16 protein-coding genes are annotated in these 20,386 nt (G+C 62.1%); 2 read left to right on the forward strand and 14 right to left on the reverse strand.

The annotated features are described in order from the left end of the window. Positions 1-22 precede the first annotated feature (22 nt). Both A5724_RS32775 and A5724_RS02330 read left to right on the forward strand, forming a co-directional pair. Complete coding sequence (locus A5724_RS32775) at positions 23-925, forward strand: PIG-L family deacetylase (RefSeq protein ID WP_232004671.1); 903 nt, start codon at positions 23-25, stop codon at positions 923-925. Further along, positions 918-1,601 (forward strand): trans-aconitate 2-methyltransferase, encoded by a 684-nt coding sequence (locus A5724_RS02330; protein ID WP_067795511.1) that lies wholly within the window; start codon positions 918-920, stop codon positions 1,599-1,601. Before A5724_RS32775 ends, A5724_RS02330 begins: the two co-directional genes overlap by 8 nt. 160 nt (positions 1,602-1,761) lie before the next feature. Here the strand turns inward: A5724_RS02330 and A5724_RS02335 are convergent, their stop codons facing one another. The 14 genes from A5724_RS02335 to A5724_RS02400 all read right to left on the reverse strand — a co-directional run bounded on the left by A5724_RS02335 (position 1,762) and on the right by A5724_RS02400 (position 20,278). After that, entirely contained in the window at positions 1,762-3,810 is a 2,049-nt protein-coding gene (locus A5724_RS02335) for a hypothetical protein (protein WP_067795514.1), read from the reverse strand. A gap of 64 nt (positions 3,811-3,874) precedes the next feature. Beyond that, positions 3,875-4,744: a glycosyltransferase family 2 protein gene (locus tag A5724_RS02340; RefSeq protein ID WP_197518517.1), complete on the reverse strand. Its 870-nt coding sequence runs from the start codon at positions 4,742-4,744 to the stop codon at positions 3,875-3,877. A gap of 7 nt (positions 4,745-4,751) precedes the next feature. Further along, a complete protein-coding gene (locus A5724_RS02345; RefSeq protein ID WP_067795525.1) occupies positions 4,752-5,783 on the reverse strand; it encodes a glycosyltransferase family 4 protein in 1,032 nt (343 codons plus the stop codon). Continuing rightward, on the reverse strand, positions 5,780-7,120 hold the full coding sequence (locus A5724_RS02350) for a hypothetical protein (protein ID WP_156752092.1): 1,341 nt from the start codon (positions 7,118-7,120) through the stop codon (positions 5,780-5,782). The genes A5724_RS02345 and A5724_RS02350 overlap by 4 nt, the downstream gene beginning before the upstream one ends. 128 nt (positions 7,121-7,248) lie before the next feature. After that, positions 7,249-8,577 (reverse strand): oligosaccharide flippase family protein, encoded by a 1,329-nt coding sequence (locus tag A5724_RS02355; protein ID WP_156752093.1) that lies wholly within the window; start codon positions 8,575-8,577, stop codon positions 7,249-7,251. Positions 8,578-8,599: 22 nt separating this feature from the next. Then, positions 8,600-9,730 carry a glycosyltransferase family 4 protein gene (locus A5724_RS02360; RefSeq protein WP_369830595.1) on the reverse strand — a complete coding sequence of 377 codons (1,131 nt, stop codon included), beginning with the start codon at positions 9,728-9,730 and terminating at the stop codon, positions 8,600-8,602. A gap of 50 nt (positions 9,731-9,780) precedes the next feature. Next, positions 9,781-11,307 carry a polysaccharide biosynthesis tyrosine autokinase gene (locus A5724_RS02365; RefSeq protein WP_067795536.1) on the reverse strand — a complete coding sequence of 509 codons (1,527 nt, stop codon included), beginning with the start codon at positions 11,305-11,307 and terminating at the stop codon, positions 9,781-9,783. 151 nt (positions 11,308-11,458) lie between these two features. Further along, positions 11,459-12,508, reverse strand: a complete 1,050-nt coding sequence (locus tag A5724_RS02370) for an ATP-grasp domain-containing protein (protein WP_067795539.1) — start codon at positions 12,506-12,508, stop codon at positions 11,459-11,461. Between the two features lie 112 nt (positions 12,509-12,620). Then, positions 12,621-13,262 carry a sugar transferase gene (locus A5724_RS02375; protein ID WP_082964805.1) on the reverse strand — a complete coding sequence of 214 codons (642 nt, stop codon included), beginning with the start codon at positions 13,260-13,262 and terminating at the stop codon, positions 12,621-12,623. Further along, a complete protein-coding gene (locus A5724_RS02380; RefSeq protein WP_067795541.1) occupies positions 13,252-14,412 on the reverse strand; it encodes a DegT/DnrJ/EryC1/StrS aminotransferase family protein in 1,161 nt (386 codons plus the stop codon). The genes A5724_RS02375 and A5724_RS02380 overlap by 11 nt, the downstream gene beginning before the upstream one ends. After that, complete coding sequence (locus A5724_RS02385; protein WP_197518518.1) at positions 14,412-16,136, reverse strand: nucleoside-diphosphate sugar epimerase/dehydratase; 1,725 nt, start codon at positions 16,134-16,136, stop codon at positions 14,412-14,414. Before A5724_RS02385 ends, A5724_RS02380 begins: the two co-directional genes overlap by 1 nt. Before the next feature lie 272 nt (positions 16,137-16,408). Continuing rightward, on the reverse strand, positions 16,409-17,350 hold the full coding sequence (locus tag A5724_RS02390; protein ID WP_067795549.1) for an NAD-dependent epimerase/dehydratase family protein: 942 nt from the start codon (positions 17,348-17,350) through the stop codon (positions 16,409-16,411). Positions 17,351-17,407: 57 nt separating this feature from the next. Next, positions 17,408-19,180: a glutamine--fructose-6-phosphate transaminase (isomerizing) gene (gene glmS / locus A5724_RS02395; RefSeq protein ID WP_067795552.1), complete on the reverse strand. Its 1,773-nt coding sequence runs from the start codon at positions 19,178-19,180 to the stop codon at positions 17,408-17,410. A 192-nt stretch (positions 19,181-19,372) separates the two neighbouring features. Then, the gene (locus A5724_RS02400) at positions 19,373-20,278 is read right to left on the reverse strand and encodes a response regulator transcription factor (RefSeq protein ID WP_232004672.1); all 906 of its coding nucleotides are present in this window, start codon (positions 20,276-20,278) and stop codon (positions 19,373-19,375) included. Positions 20,279-20,386: the final 108 nt, after the last annotated feature.

The raw sequence follows: 20,386 nt of genomic DNA on the forward strand, positions 1-20,386 counted from the left end.
TTCAATATTGCCTATCTACGGTGTGCGCATCGTTTATCCGAAGCTACGAGGTTACACGATGGTACAAATTCAAAATGCTGTCATGGTAGTCGCCCACCCCGATGACGAAATACTCTGGTTTAGTTCAATTCTGCATCAATGCAAAAGTGTTCTAGTCTGTTTTGGTCCATCCGCGACTTCAGAAGAGAGCTGGGACAGCGGCCGAGCTGCATTGATGGAAATGTATCCGCTTGCCAAAGTCAGGTTCTTGAGATTAAGACAGTCCGATGCATTCGAGGCCGCCAACTGGAATAAGCCGAAGGAGGCCGACAGTGGACTGCAACTACGCCGAAGAAGCTCGCTATATGAGAAGAACGCTGAGAAACTCCTGCGTATTTTAGAAGTTGAATTGAACCGTGAGAGCTTGGTATTTACACACAACCCATGGGGTGAGTACGGCAATGAAGAACATGTTCAAGTGTTCAGAGTACTGTCGGAGTTGAAGGAAGAACTCGGATTTGATCTCTTTGTAAACAGCTATGTTAGTGAAAAGAGTATCAAACTAATGTTGAAGCACGTGCATTCACTAGAAGGTACTCCGTTCGTATGCCAGACGAATAAGTTGGCGGCTCACAAGTTGAAAAATCTATATTTGGAAAATAATTGTTGGACTTGGATGGCCGATTATGACTGGCCTGAATATGAGTCTTTCTATAGCGTTGTGCAGCCAAGTGAAAGGATCGAACTAAGAACCTCGGCCAGCCTCCCGCTAAACTACATCACCTATAATTTTAATCGGAGTTCGATAAGAAAAATTGCAAGCAAGACGTTACCCACATCGGTGAAATCGCATATTAAGCGAGCGTACATGTTGAATAAGTTGTCATCGATGGCGGTGGTAAATCGAGCGAACATACCAGTGAGCCGTAGGAGCGCCGATGCGTGAGCAAATCTACAGTGACGGAACTTATCTGGATCGCAATCCGACCTGGCACGCCGAAGACTCGGAAGAGAAGGCGGAGCAGTGCGTGGGGCTGATGACTGACCTAGGGATCGACCCGGCGACGATCTGCGATGTCGGGTGCGGTGTCGGGGGAGTACTGGCAGCGCTTCGCGATACCTACCCCGCGGCAGAAATGACTGGTTTTGATGTTTCGGCTACGGCGATTGAACGCGCGAGACAACGGCACCCAGGGATTCGGTTCACCGTCGGAGAGGTTGTCGGCAAATACGACGTGATGCTCGTAATGGATGTGATCGAACACGTCGAAGACTGCTTTGGCTTCACACGACAGCTACGACCCCATGCTGATCTGGTGTTGTTCCACATACCACTTGAGCTCACCTGCTATTCCCTGCTGCGCAATGTGCTCATGGCACACCGTCAGGCCCTGGGCCACATTCACTATTTCACTAAACAGACCGCCCTTGCCTTACTAGCCGATTCCGGCTACGAGGTCATCGCATCCCGGTACACTCCGCCGTCCGAAGATTCCGCCGCGAGAGATCTGAAGACAAGAGCGATCACCGGGGTGCAACGCGCGGGCTTTCGCTTGGCCCCGGACATCTCCGTTCTGGTGGTAGGTGGCTGCTCGCTTCTGGCAGCAGCGCGCCCGCAGTAAACGTGGTCGCGAAATCGCAAGTCATCACCTGCATGCTCAGGGAAGTGAGTTTTCGATGTCCGCGTCCTGCCGGTGGGAAGCAGTGGCGAAAAGCAGGACGCCGATGCTCAGACGCTCAATCATGGCTTGGTGACGGGCGCCCATACGACATCAGGTGCGATCAGGTCCCCGGTTGCATCGCGTACACGTGGACGCCGAATGGTGGAACGGTGGCGTCGACGACCACCTCACCTGCAGCGACCGAGCTCTCCACCGGTGTGTCGGCCGTCCACTCCTGGACGGAGGCGGACTTCGAATCGGTCCTAAAGCGCAACTGGCCGCGCCACGTGGAGCCGCCGACATCGGCATTGATCAAGGTCACGACGGTGGTTGTGCCTACCTTGTTTACCAGGTACTGCAGCGGGGGCCCGTCGACGGTTACCGTCGCCACAGCGGCGTGCAGCTCGTCGAGGAGCCGCTGACCGGACTTGAGCACACTATGTCCCTCGACGTCGAGCAGACGGTCTGCCGTCGTCAGATAGACCGAGCCGGCGCCGAGCTCGTGGCGGATGATGGCAGGGCCGCCGTCGGACGTTGCGGCGACGATTTCGGCACCCTTGCGCGGTTCGACACGTACGTAGTTGAACCCGCTCTCCGCAATGACCGTGCCGTCAGACCACGTGACGGAGTTGGCTGGTCGACGCTCCGCGGAAATCTCAACATCTGTCAACGAGTCGAGGCCTGGCTCGAGCTGGGCCGCGTTGACAACGACCGTGCCGCCCCGCCGCACGTACTCCTTGAGGTCTGCCAGCAGGTCGGCAGCGACCGGCCCGCTAGTGGCGAGAACCACGACCCGGTAGCGAAGCAGTGTGGCGAGCCGCGCCCGATCTGTGATCACGTCGAGCGACTCACCCCACCGCGTGGTTCCCATCGGTTCCCACACCCGCGGGTCGGCGGTCGATGCAGCCAGGGCAGCGCGATAGGCGGCCTGGGTGGCGTGGGTATCCACCGTCCCATCGGCACCGGTGACCCGCCATGGGGCGCTCGCCACGATCGTTCCCCACGTTTCGTGGCCGGGATAGGCAACGTCAAGCAGCCCGCTGAACATGCGGTCGCCGTTCGTATAGGAGTTCTGCCAATACCATTTGAGTGGCACCTGGGCGAATTCGCCGAACCGCGGCTCGTACCCAGAGAAGTGGTCCTGCACAATTGCCATTGGAACCTCGGGGACGCCCCGGTCCGGATGCCGGCGCAAGCTGAAATCGGCAAAATCGCGCACGACCACACCGAGAGGGTTACTGCCGCTGTCCGCTGTGCCGTAGCCGTAGTTGGCCGCCTCGTTCAAGATCACATCGGCGCCAGCCATGTACGCCGCATACATGCTCCGCTCGAACATCGACGGTGACCAGCCAGTGACGAGGCGTCCGTTGTCGCCGAACGCGGTCGGACCGTCATTCCAGAAGCGCCATCCCGAGATGTCGATCCCCCATTCACGGCTATTGTTTTGTCGGGCCGCACCCCGGACCATTGCGAGACCCGGACTCATCCCGCTCATCTCATCGTTGCCTCGCTCGAGCAGTACCGCATCAGATCCGAGGTCATACGCGTACTGGGGGCAGAACGCGTAGACGCAAACCGACATCCACTTGTATCCGCGTTGTTGGGCGGACTGCTCCAGATACGGGCGAAGGCCTTTCGCGTCGAGGTAGAAGCGCGACCACCTTGCATACGCTTGGTCGTCGGGAAGGGCGACGAGGTTCGGGCGGTCCTGCGCCCAACAGCCCCCACTTTGGTCGAACTCCGGCATTCCGAGGCGCCACGCCGACGACTGTGCCGTGACCCCGAGCTCCCGGAGCGTCCCACCGGCGTCCAAATCGGTCGAGCTTGGGTAGCAGGCTGCCACATTCGCTTCGGCCGGAATGGCGAAGTACGCAAACGGGCGGCGGTTTCCCTCGACGAGGCGGCGTTCCTCCCCATCGAGGTTTGGGTGCAGGCTGGCACCATTAGCCAACGGTTCGCGCAGCCGTTGGTCGAGGAGTGGCCCGCTGTCGCCGTATACCTCGGTGAGGAAAGAGAGGGCGCCCGTCGCGAATGGGGGTGTCAATCGCGGACGCGGCCGGTCAGAAGGCCGCGACTGGACCGGGCCCGATTCGCATGCGGTAAGCACGACGGCGAGGGCGATCGCGAGAAACCGGGTGGCCCTGACCGCCTGAGCTCTGGTGATCTGCACGGTACGACGGGCCTCCCGCATCCGGTGATTCACCGAATCCAGAAGTGGCTCGGCGAACCGGTTGTCATGAATCGGCGAAGTTTGACCACATCACCTTCCAGGTGGCGATCTCGGATGGGGTCGGGACCTGATTGCGGCGGACGAGCACCAGATCCTGCCGTCGCGCCATGACGGCCATGGTGTCACGAGCAACCTTCGCGAGCTGGCCGGCCGCACCGAGCAGGCTTGATAGCACCCGCCGGTCACGAACTCCGTAGCGCGGCAGAAAGATAACCTGGTGCAGCCGCGATTCGACACTACTGCGCAGCTTGATCCGATCCTCCCGGTACCCCAGGAGCACGTCGGGAAGACTTGCGTACCGGCTCGACGGGTGCCCACGCAAAAGCACCTCCCAATCTTCGCAGCGCCGGGCGCGCGGGTCGTAAGGAAACTGGAGGAACCACGAACGCCGCCCCATCCAGGTGGGGTGCGACAGGGGGATACCGTTCAGCAGTGGGTTCGCGGTGAGTTCCTCGTGTCCGCCAGGCTGAGAACGGGGACCACGTGGGGTTCCATCAGACATGAACACCATCGATCCCGCTCCAACGACGTCGACGTCCGGATTCTCGCGCAGGAATGTGAGCTGGGTCTCCAGCCGATGCGGATAGCAGATGTCGTCGCCGTCCATCCGCGCAATGATGGGCGCGCGGCTGTGCCGCACACCCTCGTTCAGGCGAGCCGGGAGCCCGAGCGCGCGGCCGTCGACAAAGGGCCGGATCCGATCGTCGAGATCGGCCCACGCCCGGAGCTGCTGCACGGTACGGTCGGTGGACCCGTCGTCGAGGACAACGAGTTCCCACGCCTTCCACGTCTGCGCCAGGATCGAGCGGATCGCCGGGTCGATGGTGCCCTGGACGTTTCGGACCGGCATGACGATGCTGACGGCGGGTTCCATCATGTGGTCATCCCCCGGGTGCATGGGCTGGCCATTTCGCCGTGCTGTCGCGGCCTTGTGAAAGCGACTCGTACAACTCTAGATGCCGGTCGATCATCGTCTCGACCGCATACTGCTGCTTGACGTCGCGTGCCCGGGCCTGCGTCTTGGCCATGTAGCCCGAGTAGTCGGAGATCAACTTCAGTATCGCGGACGCAAGCGCCGCATCGTCTCCAGGCGGAACCAGCACGCCGGCGTCCTGAACCTGCTCAGGGATACCCCCTACGGCGCTCGCCACTACAGGCTTGTGTGCGAGCAGCGACTCCGTGACCACGCTCGGCAGTGACTCGGTGAGACTCGGAAGGAGCAGCATGTCGGCGAGGCGGTACTCCTCGATCATGCCGGCGGCGTCCCGGCTGCCGACGAACGTCACAATGTCATTGATCGACAACTGCTGGGCGAGCGTCTGCAGCTGCAGAAGCTGCTCGGAGTTGTGGTACACGATCCGGAGGACGACAGAGATTTCCGGCCGGATCATCGCCAGCGCACGGAACAACACATCGAGAGCTTTAAGCGGGATGAGCTGGCCCACGAAGAGCAGCCGCCATGGCCCCTCCTGCCGCGTGAGGACCGGCGACGGTAGATCGGCTGGTACGTCAATCCCATTCCGGATCACTACAACGCGGCCCCGGACCCGAGGGCGCAGGCGATCGGCCTCCTGATGCGACAACGCCACGCAGGCGTCCGCGGCCCGTTCTACGAGCCAGAGCGCGGCGGCCTGCTTGGCCGACAAGGTCCTCTGCTCGCCATGCCTGGTGAAGACGACCGGCGTGGGACGGACGGCCCGGCAGATGGCGAGTCCCGGCACGCTCTTCGCCAGGTGGTGTACGTGCACGACGTCGATCCCCCTCAGCGAGTGGCTCCAGCTGTGCGGTGCCACCACGACATCAACACCCCGCCTACGGAGCCCTGCCTCGAGCGTCATCTCCGGCGTCGGATTGATACTGCGCCGGTACTCCTCGTCACGCGCGAAGACGCCACCGACGATCAGGACTCTCACGATCGAACCTCTTTAGCGCGGGAACCGGTCAGAGTGCTGGAACCAGCGAGAATTCGGGAACGGGCCAGATACGCGATAAAGAACATTGTGAAAACCGGCCAGAAGAAATAGACAATCATCTGCGCTTGGACCGAAATCGAGTTAACGGCGAGCAATGCCACCCATGTGCCGCAGTACGACCAGCTGTATGACGCCAGCGCATCGGGCGCCACTTCGACACGATCGTCAAACCTGCGCACGGCGAAGCCAAAGAGGAAGTAGCCGATGACGATCCCGGGGATGCCGAAGTTCCAATAGAGTTCCGGGCCAAATCCGAGGATCTGGTCGCTGATGTCAGGCTGGCCGTAGATCAGTTCGTTGTACGCGGTGTCCCCGCTGGCGTTCCGGAAGGGCTTTCCGAGCACTGGCACGGTATACATTGCGGATCCGACGATCGACTCGGTGTGCCGCGTTCCGGTCTGGTCCACCTCCTGAACGACGGTGGCCCAGAACTGCGGGCCGTTTCCATAAACCTGCAAATCGTCAGTGAATGAGGCGCTTGGCCGGTCCAATCCGGCGGTTGCCGGGTTGATCGCCCCTCCCTGAGTGCCCGAATAGAAGGTCCGGTATTCCCCGAACATGAACCCGAGGACAGCGAGGATCGCCAGGAATCCCACGATGCGAGCAGGTGACTGCCGTCGCCTGAAGCAGCTATAGGCCGTGACGATGGCAAGTAGCGGAACGACCACGGTCCCGCGGTTGTAATGGTAGGTCGCCGATGCGCCGATGGCGACGACGATGAGGCCCATCTCGAGAGGCTGCAGGCGTGCGCCGGGCCGTCGGCGGGTGATCTGCGCGGCCCACAGAGTTATCACGCCGTATGCCATAAACGGGCGCAAAAATTGCGATGCCGCGCTGCCCAGGGAGGCCGGGCCCACATCAAAGATGTCGCCCTTCCCGCTGAAGTAGGCGACGAATGCACCGACGGACGGAAAGGCCAGCACAAGCCCCATCGCGCCGAGCGCTATAAAGGAGACGGCAATCCCCGTAGTAAGCCCCGGTTCGAGCAGTAAGGGTCTTGGCGGCACGGGCTTCGTCCATGCAACGTAGCCGACCGCATAGCAGGCGTATGCCAACGCCTGCAACATCAGCGCGGTGTTGACGTACTGGTCTGCCGGGACGACGCCGAGCGTGCCGGGGAAGGGGCCGGAGAGCACGAGCAGCGTCGGGATGACCACGAGCTGGACGGCAAAGAGCATCCCGGCAACGTTGCCCGGCCCGAGGACACGGTCACGGTTCCAACGGACTCGCGGAACCAGCAGCTGAATGGCGAGGAACGTCGCGAGCGATGCGAGCACGGCCGGGTACCTGGCCGCGTAACCTCCCCGCTGCAGGGCCACCGCCCAGAGGACTGCCGCCACGCAAATGACCCCGACGGACGGTGCGACCCACGGGTGACGATGGACCTCCACGCTCTTCGCCGCGTTCATACCTGTCCTTCCGCGGGTGACCGGGCAGCCAGTGCGATCGGCACCAGCACGAGGCAAGTCGTGACACAGGCAGCGAGATAGGCCCAGGCCAGGCCGATGCCGCCCAGCGGGGGTACCAGAGCGACCGCACTGGCAGCGAGGATGATCGCGAATGCGAGATCGCTCCACACCCAGAGAGCAAGCCGCCCTTCTGCCAGGGCACGGTCGCCGAGTACGTTGTTCAGCGCCACGGGCACCGTGGCGACGGCGAGTACGACAAGCACGCCCGACGCCAGGTAGTACTCCGGACCCTGCACGCCCATGAGCGGGCCGGCGAACGCGATGAGACCGAGGCACGTCGCCGTCGAGAACCCCAGCGTCAGCGCGCTATACCGGACGAACAGCGCCCGAGCGTCCATGCTGCGGCCCGTTGCCCGCAACCGGCCGAGCATCGGCAGCATGACCGAACCCATCGTCACCGGCACAAAAAGGGCAATGGAGTGCCACCGCATTGCCACGGCAAAGGTGCCGACCTGATGAAGACCGTCGGGTTGCCTGCTCAGCAGCACTTGCCCGAGCCACAGCGCCGGTTGCAGCGAAACGCTCGCGAGCAACGCCGGCAACATGACTCGCAACAGCGCCCTGAGCTCGACTAGGAGCTCGGTGCGCCCATCACGGCCGGTTGAACGGGGACCGCGGGCAGACGTGACCAGCCAGAGTCCGAGCCCGCATGCGAGTGCCTCGGCCGCGGCCAGTGCCCAGAGCGCTGCCATGGCGCCGGATGTGCTGAGGAGAACGACGACCAGCAACACACCACATAGGGCTCCGTGAACGGCTCGGAACAGTCCGAGCGTTCGGAACCTCTCCAGCGCGGCTAACAGGCCAGCAAGGACCTCCGTCATCGGGGTGGTCAGTATGGAAATCGACGCGACGGCCAGAAGCGGCGCGACGTCAGGCTGGTCCAGGATCCCGTTCGCAATCCACGCGCTACTCAGGACGCCGCCGGCCATCGTGAGGAGGCCGACGGATACGGTCATCGTGAGAGTGAGATATATCAACCGGTCGCGACGGACGGCATCGATCTCCCGCGCTTCGGCAACCAGCTTCTGGGCGGCGACGGGCAGCCCGAGGGCACTCACCGAGGTGACTACGAGCATGGTCGACAGCGCGAGCGACATGCCGCCGAACTGCTCGCTGCCCAAGAACCTGGCCGCGAGCAGCAACGCGCCGACGTTGGCGACACGGCCGACGAACGTGCCGACAAGCGCCCACCCTCCGCCCCGCAGCGCGGTGCGCATTGTCGTGTCGCGAAGCGGTCTGGTCAGGACCGTCAAGGGTCGCGTCACGCCGACCTCTCCGCGCCGATCATCACTTCAGCACTTCGCGGTATAGCGTCTCGGCCCGGTCGGCGATGGCGGGCCACGTGAACTTGCTTGCCTCGCCCGGTGCGGCCGCGGCCAACCTCGCGAGAGCGGCGCGGTCGTCGCACAGCGCGATCAGTTCCTCGGCCAGATCCTCCGCATCGCCCGGCTGCACGAGGACGCCAGCCGAGGGCGGGACCACCTCAGGCAGCCCGCCGAGGTGGGAGCAAACGACAGGCGTCCCCGACGACAGCGCCTCTGCGGCAGCCATACCGAACATCTCGTCCTGGCGGGTCGGCATCGCGCAGATATCGAGAGAGCGAAACACGTCGGCGAGCTCGTCCTCGGGCACGGGACCAAGCCAGCGCCCGCCCACCTCCTCGATCTGTTCGGTCAGCGGTGTCGGTCGGGTTTGGCCGAAGAAGTCGGTCGGACCGGCCACCAGTAAGGCGGCGTCGGGATGCGCCTTCTTTACCCTCCGGAACGCGGCGGCGAGTGTGTCGGTTCCTTTCTGTTCGCACACCCGGCCGACGTATCCGATCACCAGTTGTCCATTCAGGTCGTACCGCTGCCGAGCAGCTACGCGTCGCGAGTCGTCGGGGCTGAACTGCTCGTCGTTGACGCCGTTGGGAAGCACGCGGTAGTCGGCGAGCGGAAGGGACCAGAACTCGGCGGCTTCGCGTGCGCAGAAATCCGAGACCGGCATAAGCAGGTCGAACGATTTCAGCGCTCGCCGGTACGCCGCCTTCGCGACCCGGCGTTCAGAGCCTCGGTAGCGGAAGTAGTCGAATGTGAGGACCTTCGCCGCGGGAATTCCGGCGAGGCATAGGGCCGCCGTCGCGCTGTTGTGGACGTGGACAACGTCTGGGGCGAAATTCCTGATGCCGGAGCGGGCCCGCAGCAGCAACTCAATGTCGCGCAATGGGCGCGGGGTGCGGCAGGCGATGTCGAGAATCGGGATCACCCGCGCTGGCCCTTCGGAGCGGAGCTCGTCCCCGTCCGGGGCGAGGGACACGACCACGACATCGTCGCCGCGATGCAGCTGCGCTGCTGCCAGCTCGACCATCCGCCGTTCGACCGCGCCACCGAAGGAGTACCCGACCGGCAACACGGCTGGTCCGATATGAGCGATTCTCACCTAGTCACCTCTCGATCGACCAACGTCGCAAGGCTGCGCGCGGCATTCCGTCATTGATCCGAACCGTCCGGCCCTGCTTGGTCTACGAGCACCGGGTTCGCTGTCGTCATCTCTTCTCCCGAACTGGGTTTCGTGCTTTCCTCGGAGCGCTTCCTGCCAGGTGTAACGTCTGTTCGAGGCACTGAGCTTGGTTGCGACTGACGGGGATTCTGTGCTTGCTGAACCGAAGCCTGAGCGGCACGTGATCGTAAGTTTCGGTTTGGCTGTGGCCCCATAGAGAATGCGCAGCCAAGCACGCGCGCAGACACTGCACGCAAAGCAGCAAGGGCGTCCGTGACTTCTGAAGCAGGTGTCTCGCCGTGCCTCACCACGAGCAACGCAGCGTCGCAAGCACGAGCGAGCACGCTTGCGTCAGCGACCGGAAGCAGTGCAGGCGAGTCGACCACTATGACGTCGTATCGACTCTCGAGCTCGGTGAGGATCAGACCGATCGAACCCAGTAGCTCGCTCGGGTTGTCTGGTATCGGCCCGCTCGTGAGAACGTCGAACAGCCCGCCCCTCCACGACTCAATTGCATCGTGGGGCTGGCACTCGCCGAGAAGGACCGTGCTAAGGCCGGATGTCGGATTTACCCCAAGGTAATTGCCGACGCCGGGCCGACGCAGGTCTGCGTCGATCAGAAGGACCCTGTCGCCCTCGAAGCCGAACGCGGCGGCGAGATTACACACCAGGGATGTCTTGCCCTCCCCGACCACCGCGCTCGTCACGAGCAGGCTGGTGTATTTGCTACCTGTCCCGGCGGAACGAAGGTTGACCCGTAACTTCCGTACCGCCTCCGCGACGTGCCCGTGAGGTCGATCCGCAATGAGACTCGGAGTCCGCCGAGACGGCTTGTCGTCTGGAACAGTCCCGAGCAGCGGTAGACCTGCAAGCTCCTCCAATGCTTCCCGCGTGCGTAGCGATCTGTCCATTTTGCGCCGAATGAGGGCCACCGATAGGCCGAGGAAGGTGCCAATCACGGCACCCACTAGGACGTCAACTTTGAGGTTGGGAGACGCTGGCGTTGTCGGCACCTTAGCGGGGGCGAGTATCCGTAACGTCGTAATGGTGTCGGCGGCGTTACCGCGAGGGCGCTCCAGGTCTGAAACTAGGTTGGCGGTCTTCGCGGCGAGGGTATCGGCCAACATCGCGGCGCGTTGAGCGGACGGATCGGCAACCTTCACGATCAACGTCGGGTCTCCCGCGCTGGACTGAACGGTGATCGCGCTGGGCGCAATTCGGCCGCAACCGTTTCGGCAGGCGTCGGTCGTGTCGTTCGCGACCTCGTCCAGCACACGGTCGCTGACTATTAGTTGGGCATACGCGCGGGCCTTCTGCTCAGAGAGCAGGGCTCCGTTGTACGCCTGCCCGGGCTCGCCGGCACCTTGAAGCGCTGCGAAATACAGCGTAGTGGTTGCGACGTAGGACGGGACGCTAGTCATCGCGATCAATTGACCGACGAGCATGCCAAGGAGCAGCCCGGCAGCGATCCACCATTTCCCGTCGCGCAGAAGCTGTTGGTACTCATGCAGAGACAAGAGGTCCCCTTTCCATCCGCGCAGACACAGTCGCCTGCAACCACACCGGCGTGTACAGCGATGACAAGACAATTAGCCGTAGGCGGCGCAAGACGTGGCATACGTCCGCGACGCTCAGGCGCCTTTCCTCGATTTCCCGCCCGCTCATTGGTCAGACCCGCATTCTTCGATCGAGGTCGGCGACACGACCCACGCCATGGCGCAGCATGCTGTCTTCGCGCGAGGCCATGACGTTTGGTTCAAGCTCAAAACAGCGCGGCTCGGGTGCCTCTCCGCGTGCCCACGCAACCAATGCGGCCGGATAATCGGCGCCCGCGAGATGCGAAAAGGGATAACCGCCGCCGAGCCGCGGATTCAAGTCCAGTACGTATACGCCGGACCCTGACGCGAAGACGTCGCAGTCAAGCAACCCGATGTGGCCGAGCCCCTCACCGATCGCGCGCCCGATGCGGTTGAAGCGTTCATTGTGGATCGTGATCGCCTGGTCCGTCTGGCCAGCGCGCATCCGGAGCTTCCTCTTGGCGAAGGTGCACACATGGTTGCCTTGCAGATCGTTGATGACATCGAGCCCATACTCGATTCCCTCCAAGCGCTGCTGAATGAGGATGCAGCGCGACGAATCCGTGGAGCTTGCCCCTCCGAGAAATGAGCGCGCGATCTGCTTCTGCGCCAGCCAATACGATAATTTCAGCTCTTCCGCATCCTCCGGGAAGTAAACGCCGATGGAACTGACTCCCCAGCGTGGCTTTACCACGAGCGGGAACGAAACTTCGCCATTCAGCAGCGCGGCCTGGCACTCGTCGAGCGAGGTAAAGGTCAATGGATGCAAGAGACCCGCGCGGATCACGAAATCGGCAGCTCGCAACTTGTCGTAGCAGGTTGCTACGACGTTGGGAGAGGAGACGACCGGGGTCGTTCCGAGACTGAGGAAGTGGGCGCGTTGCGCGGCCAGCTTCGGCAACTCGGGCTCCAGTGCGGGCACCAGCAAATCGATGTGTGCGGCCTCGCAGATACTCAGCAGAGCGACGATGTAGCCGTCGTCGTTGACGGGCGGCACGACGAACGCCTCGTCGGCGTCCTGAATAGCCGGCGCGTCCGCGCTCGAATCGCAGACGGCGACCGATCCCGTTGCTCCAACGGCCTCCTGAAAGGCGCGTACAACCTGCCCGCGGCGGCCGGCGCAAGTGAGGAGAATCCTCATGGGTCGTCGCTCCGGCGCCAATAGATGCAAACTGCACCCTCGATGCACGGCAGGGACGCCCGCTCCCAGCTGCGTGCCTCGCCTTTCGAGACGACGAAACCCCGCGGGCGGCTCATGTTCGGACCCCGTGTCTCCGTATTTCGGAGGTCAGTCCGAGGTCGTCAAATTCTTCGAACGCACGATGCGCAGGGTGATCAAAAGGATCGGTTAGCGTCCTGAGGAGTATGCGGAGATCAAGTCGGAACGACCATTCATCGATATAGCGCACATCGAGGTCTAGTTTCGCCGAGTACGGCAAAGACATACGCCCGCTGACCTGTGCCAGACCGGTGATTCCGGGGCGGACATCGTGGCGACGGGCGTGATGGCGCGAGTATTTGTCGAGGTACTCCGCTAGCAGGGGGCGCGGGCCGACGAGGCTCATTCGTCCGGTGAGGACATTGACGAGCTGCGGTAGTTCATCAAGGCTCGTCTTGCGCAGTACGCGTCCAATGCGGGTCGTTCGCACGTCGTCGGTGGTCCATGGGTTCTCACCCGGTAACGGTGGGCGCATCGTTCGAAACTTGTACATCGTGAAGATTTGTTCGTGCCGTCCCGGCCGTTGCTGACGGAAAATCACGGGAGAACCGGACGTGCACCGAATCAGCAGCGCAATAACCGCGAACACGGGCGAGAGCAAGAGCAGAAGTGCGGACGACGCCAACAGGTCGAAACCTCGCTTCAGCTGTGAGCCCGGAGCGCAGTCAGGAGACATGATTCGACGCTCCTGGGGTAAAAGAGGCGGAAAGGAACGACCGAATGAGCGCGTGTACTCGGTCGACCTGGGCCTGTGTCAGCGAAGACCCGCTCGGCAAGGCGAGCCCCGTTGCGAACAATCGATCGGCGTTGCCGCGCAGGAATGCGCGGGCGCCGGCGAACACCGGCTGTTGGTGCATCGGCTTCCAGAGCGGGCGACTTTCAATATCGGCAAGATCTAACACGGCCGCGAGCTCGGCCGGCTTCCATTGAGCGACTACCGGGTCGACGAGAATCGCGGTGAGCCAACAGTTGTCCTCAGATGCGTGGCCGCTCTGGAAAATCGTCACGCCCTCGGCATTTGCGAAAAGCTCGCCGTAGCCTTGCCGCAACCTCCGCCGTCGCGCGAGCATCTCGTCGAGCCGTTCCAGTTGCGCGAGCCCAAGTGCGGCTAGGACGTTGCTCAATCGATAGTTGTAGCCGATTTCCGTGTGTTCGTAGTGCCGAGCCGGTTGCCTGGCCTGGGTGCTGAGATACCTAACGCGCTGGGCGAATCGCTCGTCGTCGGTCAGTAGCGCACCTCCACCGCTGGTGGAGATCACCTTGTTGCCATTGAAACTCAGGATTGCGGCAGCGCCGAATGAGCCGGCGGGACGACCGGCGTGGCCGGCTCCGAGAGCTTCTGCGGCGTCCGAAAGCAGTGGCACACCGGCACTTTGACATATGGCCTCAATCTGGCTGTAGTCCGCACAGTGTCCGAACAAGTCGACGGCGATGACGGCCGCGATGGGTACCCTTTGGCGCTGCAGCGAGAGCACCGCTTCGTTCAGGAGATTCGGATCCACGTTGCCGGAGTCCTGGTCACAATCGACGAAAACTGGTGCTGCACCGGTATAGACGACGGAGTATGCCGTGGCGGCGAACGTCATCGTCGGCACGATCACCACTTTCCCCGGCCCGGCACCGAGCTCGAGCAACGCAAGATGCAGTGCCGCGGTGCCGGAACTCAGCGCGACCGCGAAACGCCGAGCGCATCGATCGGCCAGCGCCCCTTCGAACGCGTCGACCATCGGTCCGAGCGGTGCAACCCAGCCGGAACGCAATGCGGCCAAGCACATTTCCTCTTCTCGCTTCCCAACATCGGGCGCGGACAGGTAGATTCGGCTCATCACACCGCCGACCTCGGCGCCTCGGTCCCCACCGATGTCAGGTTCCGGCCGGGTGGTTGGTAGTTGGTCAGCTCGACCTGCGAGTCAGTCATCACGCCGGCTTCCGATGCCATCCACCGGAGAGCCGAACTGTGGTCGGCGAACCTGTTCAAGCTGGCCTCGCCATCGACCAGCGCCAACGGAGGGACGGTCACATGCGAGACGAGCGGATGTGACGGCCGGTGGTCGCGTATCTCTCCCGGACCGAACAATTCCTCATGGAGCTTCTCGCCGGCTCGCAGTCCCGTGTACACGATCTCGATGTCGCTACGGTCTGCTCGGCAGATCAACAGCCGCGCAACGTCGACAATCTTCACCGGCGTCCCCATGTCCAATACCAGAGCCTCACCACCGGTGCCGATGGCAGCCGCTTCCAGGACCAGTTGGCATGCCTCGGGAATCGTCATGAGGAACCGCGTGACGTCGGGGTGCGTCACCGTTACCGGGCCACCTTCCGCAATTTGGCGCGAGAAGGCCTCTAGCACGGAGCCGCGGGATCCGAGAACGTTGCCGAAGCGGACGCTGACAAACCGTCCATCGACGCGCCGCGCGGTATGCGCCGTGAGCCGTTCGGTGACCCGCTTGCTGTATCCGAGGATACTGACCGGGCGCGCCGCTTTATCGGTGGAGATGTTGACGAAGGTCCCTACGCCCACTTCGCTTGCCGCACATAAGACGTTCCAGGTTCCGACGACGTTGGTCATCCAGGCTTCGAGCGGATACTTTTCCAACAACGGCAGATGCTTGAGAGCCGCAGCGTGGATGACCACCTCTGGCCGGCACGCATTGAATATCCGGCGCATCGCACATCCATCACGGATATCGGCGAGGACGGTGTCGTCCTCGTCGAGCAACGCTCGACCGTAGATCGACAGTTGCGCAGCATGGAGAGCCGACTCATCTCGGTCGAGCATCACAAGTGCGGCCGGTTCGAACCGATGAATCTGGCGGCACATTTCCGAGCCGATGGATCCACCAGCACCGGTGACAAGCACACGACGTCCGGAGATCTCGGCGGCGATGATGTCCTCGTCCAGGTGGGCCGGTGAGCGACCAAGGAGGCCATCAAGATCCAGATCGCGAACATCGTTGCTTTGTCGTGTACTGCGCACCAGTTCGGCACCGGATGGCACAATCAACGCTCCGACTCCGAGAAGCGCGGCCTGCGACGATACGTCCCTGATCAATTCGGGATCTGGATCAGCGATCGCGATCACCACAGCGTCAGCACAGAAGCGCGCAACGACGGACGACAAATCCTTTCTGGTACCGCGTACTTGGACGCCGGCGACGTGCAGATGCCGCTTGTGTGGATCGTCATCGAGCAACGCCACCGGTTCATACGGCATTCTGTCGTCCAGCTTCATCTGCCGCGTCAGATTCTGACCGGTACGACCGGCGCCCAGGACGACCACTCTGCGCCGACGCACGACGTGGTTTCGGCGCCGTCGGGCTAAGTCGCGTGCTAGCCAGCGCACGCCCAGTGCACCACCCAGCGCGAATGTTCCCGCGAGCACAGGCACACTTCGCGGCACCGAGTACGGCTCCACCAACGCAACCGTGACCTGCAACAGCGCGGCCGAGACAGCAGCGACAGTTGCCAGCGCCGCACATTCCTCGAAACTCGCAACGATGTAGCGGTGTCGGTAGATCCCCATTGCACTGGCTACCGCGCCATTGGCCAACATTGCTGTCACCGCGACGATGGCCGTCGGGGTCATGCTCACGTGCTCGATGTCAAAGTCGAATCTCGCGAAGGTCGCCACCCATACCGCGATGAACCACACCGCACTATCCGCGACCCACCACGGAGACACGGGTCCGAACTGCGCCGCGGCGTCCGTTGGCTGAAAGAACTTCTTCACAGTCGCTCCGTTGCGTCGCCGCAGATCCGAGACACCGCTGGCGTTCGAATGTCGGGGGGTGGCGTCATGAAGCGATGCATCGTTTCTCCAGATCATGCGCCGACAGACAGCGAAGGATCCGGCCGCAGAGTGCCGCATAGCCAATGCATGGTGCGCCCGATACCGGACAGTAGGTCGACGGTGGGCGCCCACCCGAGCTCTCTTTCTGCCTTCCCGTCGGTCAGCGCGACAGCATGTAAATCGGGCCGGCCATCCTCGACCGGGACATCCGTCGACGGCTCATCGAAATAGGCTGATAAGCAATGCCGCAACTCTGCGCTCGTCGTGTGTTGTCCGGTACCGATCTGGTAAGTACCGGTCAACCCGATCGGCGCGCAACCTGCGCGCATGAAGGCCTGCACGACGTCGCTGACGTAGATGAAGTCGAGCGCCGCGCCGCCAACGCTCGTAATAGGAGGCTGGCCGGTGATCATCGCCTCTCCCAGAAGCCAGATCGCATCGGCGGGGCCATGGGGATTCTGGCGTGGACCGTAGACGTTTGACAACGCCAGACAGATCGGTGCCAACCCATACGTCTCCGCATAGGCGCGCAGATACATCTCGCCCGCCAATTTTCCAACCGCGCAGGGGGAAAGACCAGGAGAGCCGGACACCTGGGACGCTGCGTACACGATTCGCCGCACGCCCGCATGTCGACTCGCTTCGCAGAGATTGATCGTTCCGAGCACATTGCTACGCGCGTCGAATTGTGGGTCGTCAAAGGCGGTCTGCACATTCACCTGTGCAGCAAGGTGAAAGATGACATCCGGATTGCAGCCCGCGACGATGCCTTTAAGATCGGGGGCCTGAATGTCTCTGCGTAGGAAGATAAATCGCCCTGAGCTGAGCGCGTTGTACTTGAACGCGTGCTCCAGGTTCGCCAGTGATCCGCTGCTGAGGTTGTCCACGCCGACCACTTGGTATCCGCTCGCGAGCAAGCCGTCGACCAGATTGGATCCGATGAATCCTGCGGCACCCGTGACCAAAGCCCTCATCGCGCACCACCGAAGCGGGCACTGCAGCAGAAGGGTGAAATTCGCCGGTCCATTCGATCACTCCACCGTCACGGATTTGGCCAGATTTCGAGGTTTGTCCACGTCGTTTCCTCGAGAGAGTGCGAGAGTGCGGGCGAGGATCTGCATCGGCACCACCGACTCGAGCGGACCCCACGGCACGAGGCTGTCATCCAACGGAATTGTGCTGCTCGCCCCGCCGATGCTGATGACGCGGCCACCGCGAGCAGTCACCTCGGCGACGTTGGCCGGCAGTTTGGCATCGCCATTGTCAACAACGACAACAGGAGTTCCATCACCAACGAGTGCAAGCGGTCCGTGCTTGAGTTCGCCTGCCGGGTAGTGTTCGGCCCACCGATAGGTGAGCTCCTTCAGTTTGAGTGCACCTTCGGCCGCATACGGTAACCCGGTCCCTCTGGCGATGAATAGAAATCCACTCGCAGAGCTCACCTGCTCGGCGATCGGCGGGACCAGACACTTGGCAGCGGTGCCTGCCGCTGCAAGCCGGTCAGGCATTCGCCGAAGTTCGTCGACGAGTCGAATGGCGTCTTTCATCGATACTCTCTTTTCGGCAACAAGCGCCGAAATCATCAATGCGACACCGGCAATGACCTGACACACGAATGTCTTCGTTGCCGCCACGCCGATCTCTGGACCAGCAGCGCAAGTGATGACTGCATCGGCGCGACGCGCCAACGTCGAGTGCAAGTTATTGGTGAGCGCCACGATGGGTCCCTCGATAGGCCGAGAGTCGAGCGCACGCAGTACGTCGGCCGTCTCGCCGGACTGGCTGATCGAAAGGCACAGCGTCCTCGGCTCAACGACCTCGTCGTAGGCCTCGCTCGCCACAGTGAGCGTCACGGCCATACCCCCGATACGACGCACGAGGTTGGCGATGGCAAACCCCGCGTTCAAAGAGCTCCCACATCCGATGATCTGCAGTCGGTCGAACGGCGGTAACCCGAGATCGGTCCACAGCGACGCATCTGCGACCCCGTCACCGACTGCGTCCAGCACCCGGGCGGCGGCAACCGGCTGTTCGTCGATCTCCTTGGCCATGTAGTCGACGTAGCCGTTGAGCTCGACATCGGCGCTATGCCAGTCACACCGAGCGATCACCGGCCCTACGGACTGGCTGTGATGGCCGTTGACGCCATTCAGCTCGATCACATCACCATCCTCGAGCACTTGAAATTCGTCGACCCATTCAGCGATCGCCGCGATGTCACTTGACGCGAAATCGCCGTAAGGTGTGTGCGCCACGAGTAGTGGAGATTGATTGGCTGCCAGGATGATTCGGCCAGTTCGGTTTTCGACAACCGCTATCGCCCAGGAGCCCTCGACCGGGGTGAGAGCCGTCTGTACAGCGTCCAGAAGATCACTAGAAATGTCTAGCTGATCTTCGATCAGATGGCACAGCACTTCACTGTCGACAGAGGACGCGAATTGATGACCCGTTACAGAAAGCGCCTCCCGAAGAATATCGGCATTCTCGATGATTCCGTTGTGCACCAGAGCAATCCGTCCCCTGCAGTCAGTGTGCGGATGCGCATTGCAGTCTGTGACAGGTCCGTGGGTCGCCCATCGTGTGTGTCCGATACCCACGTCACCCAACGGGGCGCCGGTCCAGCCGCTCACGAGTCGATCCAACGAGCCAATCCGACCCACCGTGCGAAGCGTCGCGAGTTCACCGGTGTTGGTGCGCACCGCGACTCCGACCGAGTCGTACCCGCGGTATTCCAGCCTCCGCAGAGCCAGAAGAAGGTAGTCGATCACTGGCTCATGTGTTGAGCACGCAACAATGCCGCACATCAGCGCGGCTCGCGCGCGGAGATCGCGAAATCGTCTGCTGTGTATGCGGTTACCAGGGCGAGAACGTATTGGCCGTTCGCCAGCGACCGCCGGCGATGATCCAGAGCTAATTCAAAGACCATTACCCAACTATCGATGGGCAAACGAGCCGCGTACATAGACCGTCAGACCCAAATTTGATGGGACCGAGGTCTAGATCTTTCGTGCGCCTCGGTCAGACCACATGGCGCGCGAAACGGCCGCCGCTTCGGCCCTGGTATTCACTCCGAGCTTTGTCAGCAGGTTGTGGACATGGTTTTTCACCGTATGCACGGCGATGTCGAGTCTTTTCGCGATATCCCTGTTGGATCGGCCTAGTTCCAGCATCTTGAGGATCTGGGTCTCACGGGTCGTGAGAACTAAGTCTCGTCCGCTTAGTTGCGGCTGAGACGCGAGGTTCGAAAGCCGACGGAGCAAAACAGCCGACACCCGGGGCGGACAGATCGCCTCCCCGCGTGCGACGTTGTGTATCAACATGATCAGTTCGTCGAGAGAATCACCGCGCATGTGATAGCCGGCCACTCCCGCTTCGGCGCACGCGATGATCGCCTCCTCATCATCTTCTGGAAGGCCAAGAACGATGATCCGCACACCGGGACTCATATCGTTGGCGGCGCGGATCAACAGGCGACCGCCTCTAGTCGCCATGTTGAGCACCATCACACTCGGGCTTGAGCCTTCGAAGGCGGCCACTAGTGAGGGCAGATCCCATGCCTCGCTCTCTACGACCAACCCTCTGGCTGCAAGTATCGCGACCAGGATCTCCCGAAAAAGGGCACAGTCATCGATGATCACAATTCCTAGCGCTGCTACCGATTTCTGCCAAGCCGCGGCCTCAGGCGACGCGTCCGATATGTCGACGGAGTTCGCTGATGCTTCGGAACTCTGGTGTACCAGTGCCGCAGTTTCTGCCGATACGTAACCTGATTGACTCGGGCTTTCGTCATCATCGAGTGGTCGCAGACCAGCAACTATGGCGAAGGCCAGCGAATCCGGCGGGAACGCACACGTCGCAAGTCGCGATGCCTCTTGGCCCGTGACGTCAGCAACACCGTTCACAGTACGAGACAGTGTTGCTGACGCCCCCCGTTCTGTCGCTTCTCTTTCTGACATATGTCCATCTCCGGGGGCTCGGCGCGCCGGAACTAATTCGAAGTCCCGGAGGCC

Origin of the sequence: Mycobacterium sp. ACS1612 (genome assembly GCF_001667505.1) — a bacterium.
Taxonomy (GTDB): Bacteria; Actinomycetota; Actinomycetes; order Mycobacteriales; family Mycobacteriaceae; genus Mycobacterium.

Bases quoted from the DNA above. Each gene is read 5' to 3' on its own strand.
- A5724_RS02330 (WP_067795511.1), top strand. From the start codon at position 918: ATGCGTGAGCAAATCTACAGTGACGGAACTTATCTGGATCGCAATCCG.
- A5724_RS02370 (WP_067795539.1), bottom strand. From the start codon at position 12,508: ATGAGGATTCTCCTCACTTGCGCCGGCCGCCGCGGGCAGGTTGTACGC.
- A5724_RS02375 (WP_082964805.1), bottom strand. From the start codon at position 13,262: ATGTCTCCTGACTGCGCTCCGGGCTCACAGCTGAAGCGAGGTTTCGAC.
- A5724_RS02340 (WP_197518517.1), bottom strand. From the start codon at position 4,744: ATGGAACCCGCCGTCAGCATCGTCATGCCGGTCCGAAACGTCCAGGGC.
- glmS (WP_067795552.1), bottom strand. From the start codon at position 19,180: ATGTGCGGCATTGTTGCGTGCTCAACACATGAGCCAGTGATCGACTAC.
- A5724_RS02390 (WP_067795549.1), bottom strand. From the start codon at position 17,350: ATGAGGGCTTTGGTCACGGGTGCCGCAGGATTCATCGGATCCAATCTG.
- A5724_RS02380 (WP_067795541.1), bottom strand. From the start codon at position 14,412: ATGAGCCGAATCTACCTGTCCGCGCCCGATGTTGGGAAGCGAGAAGAG.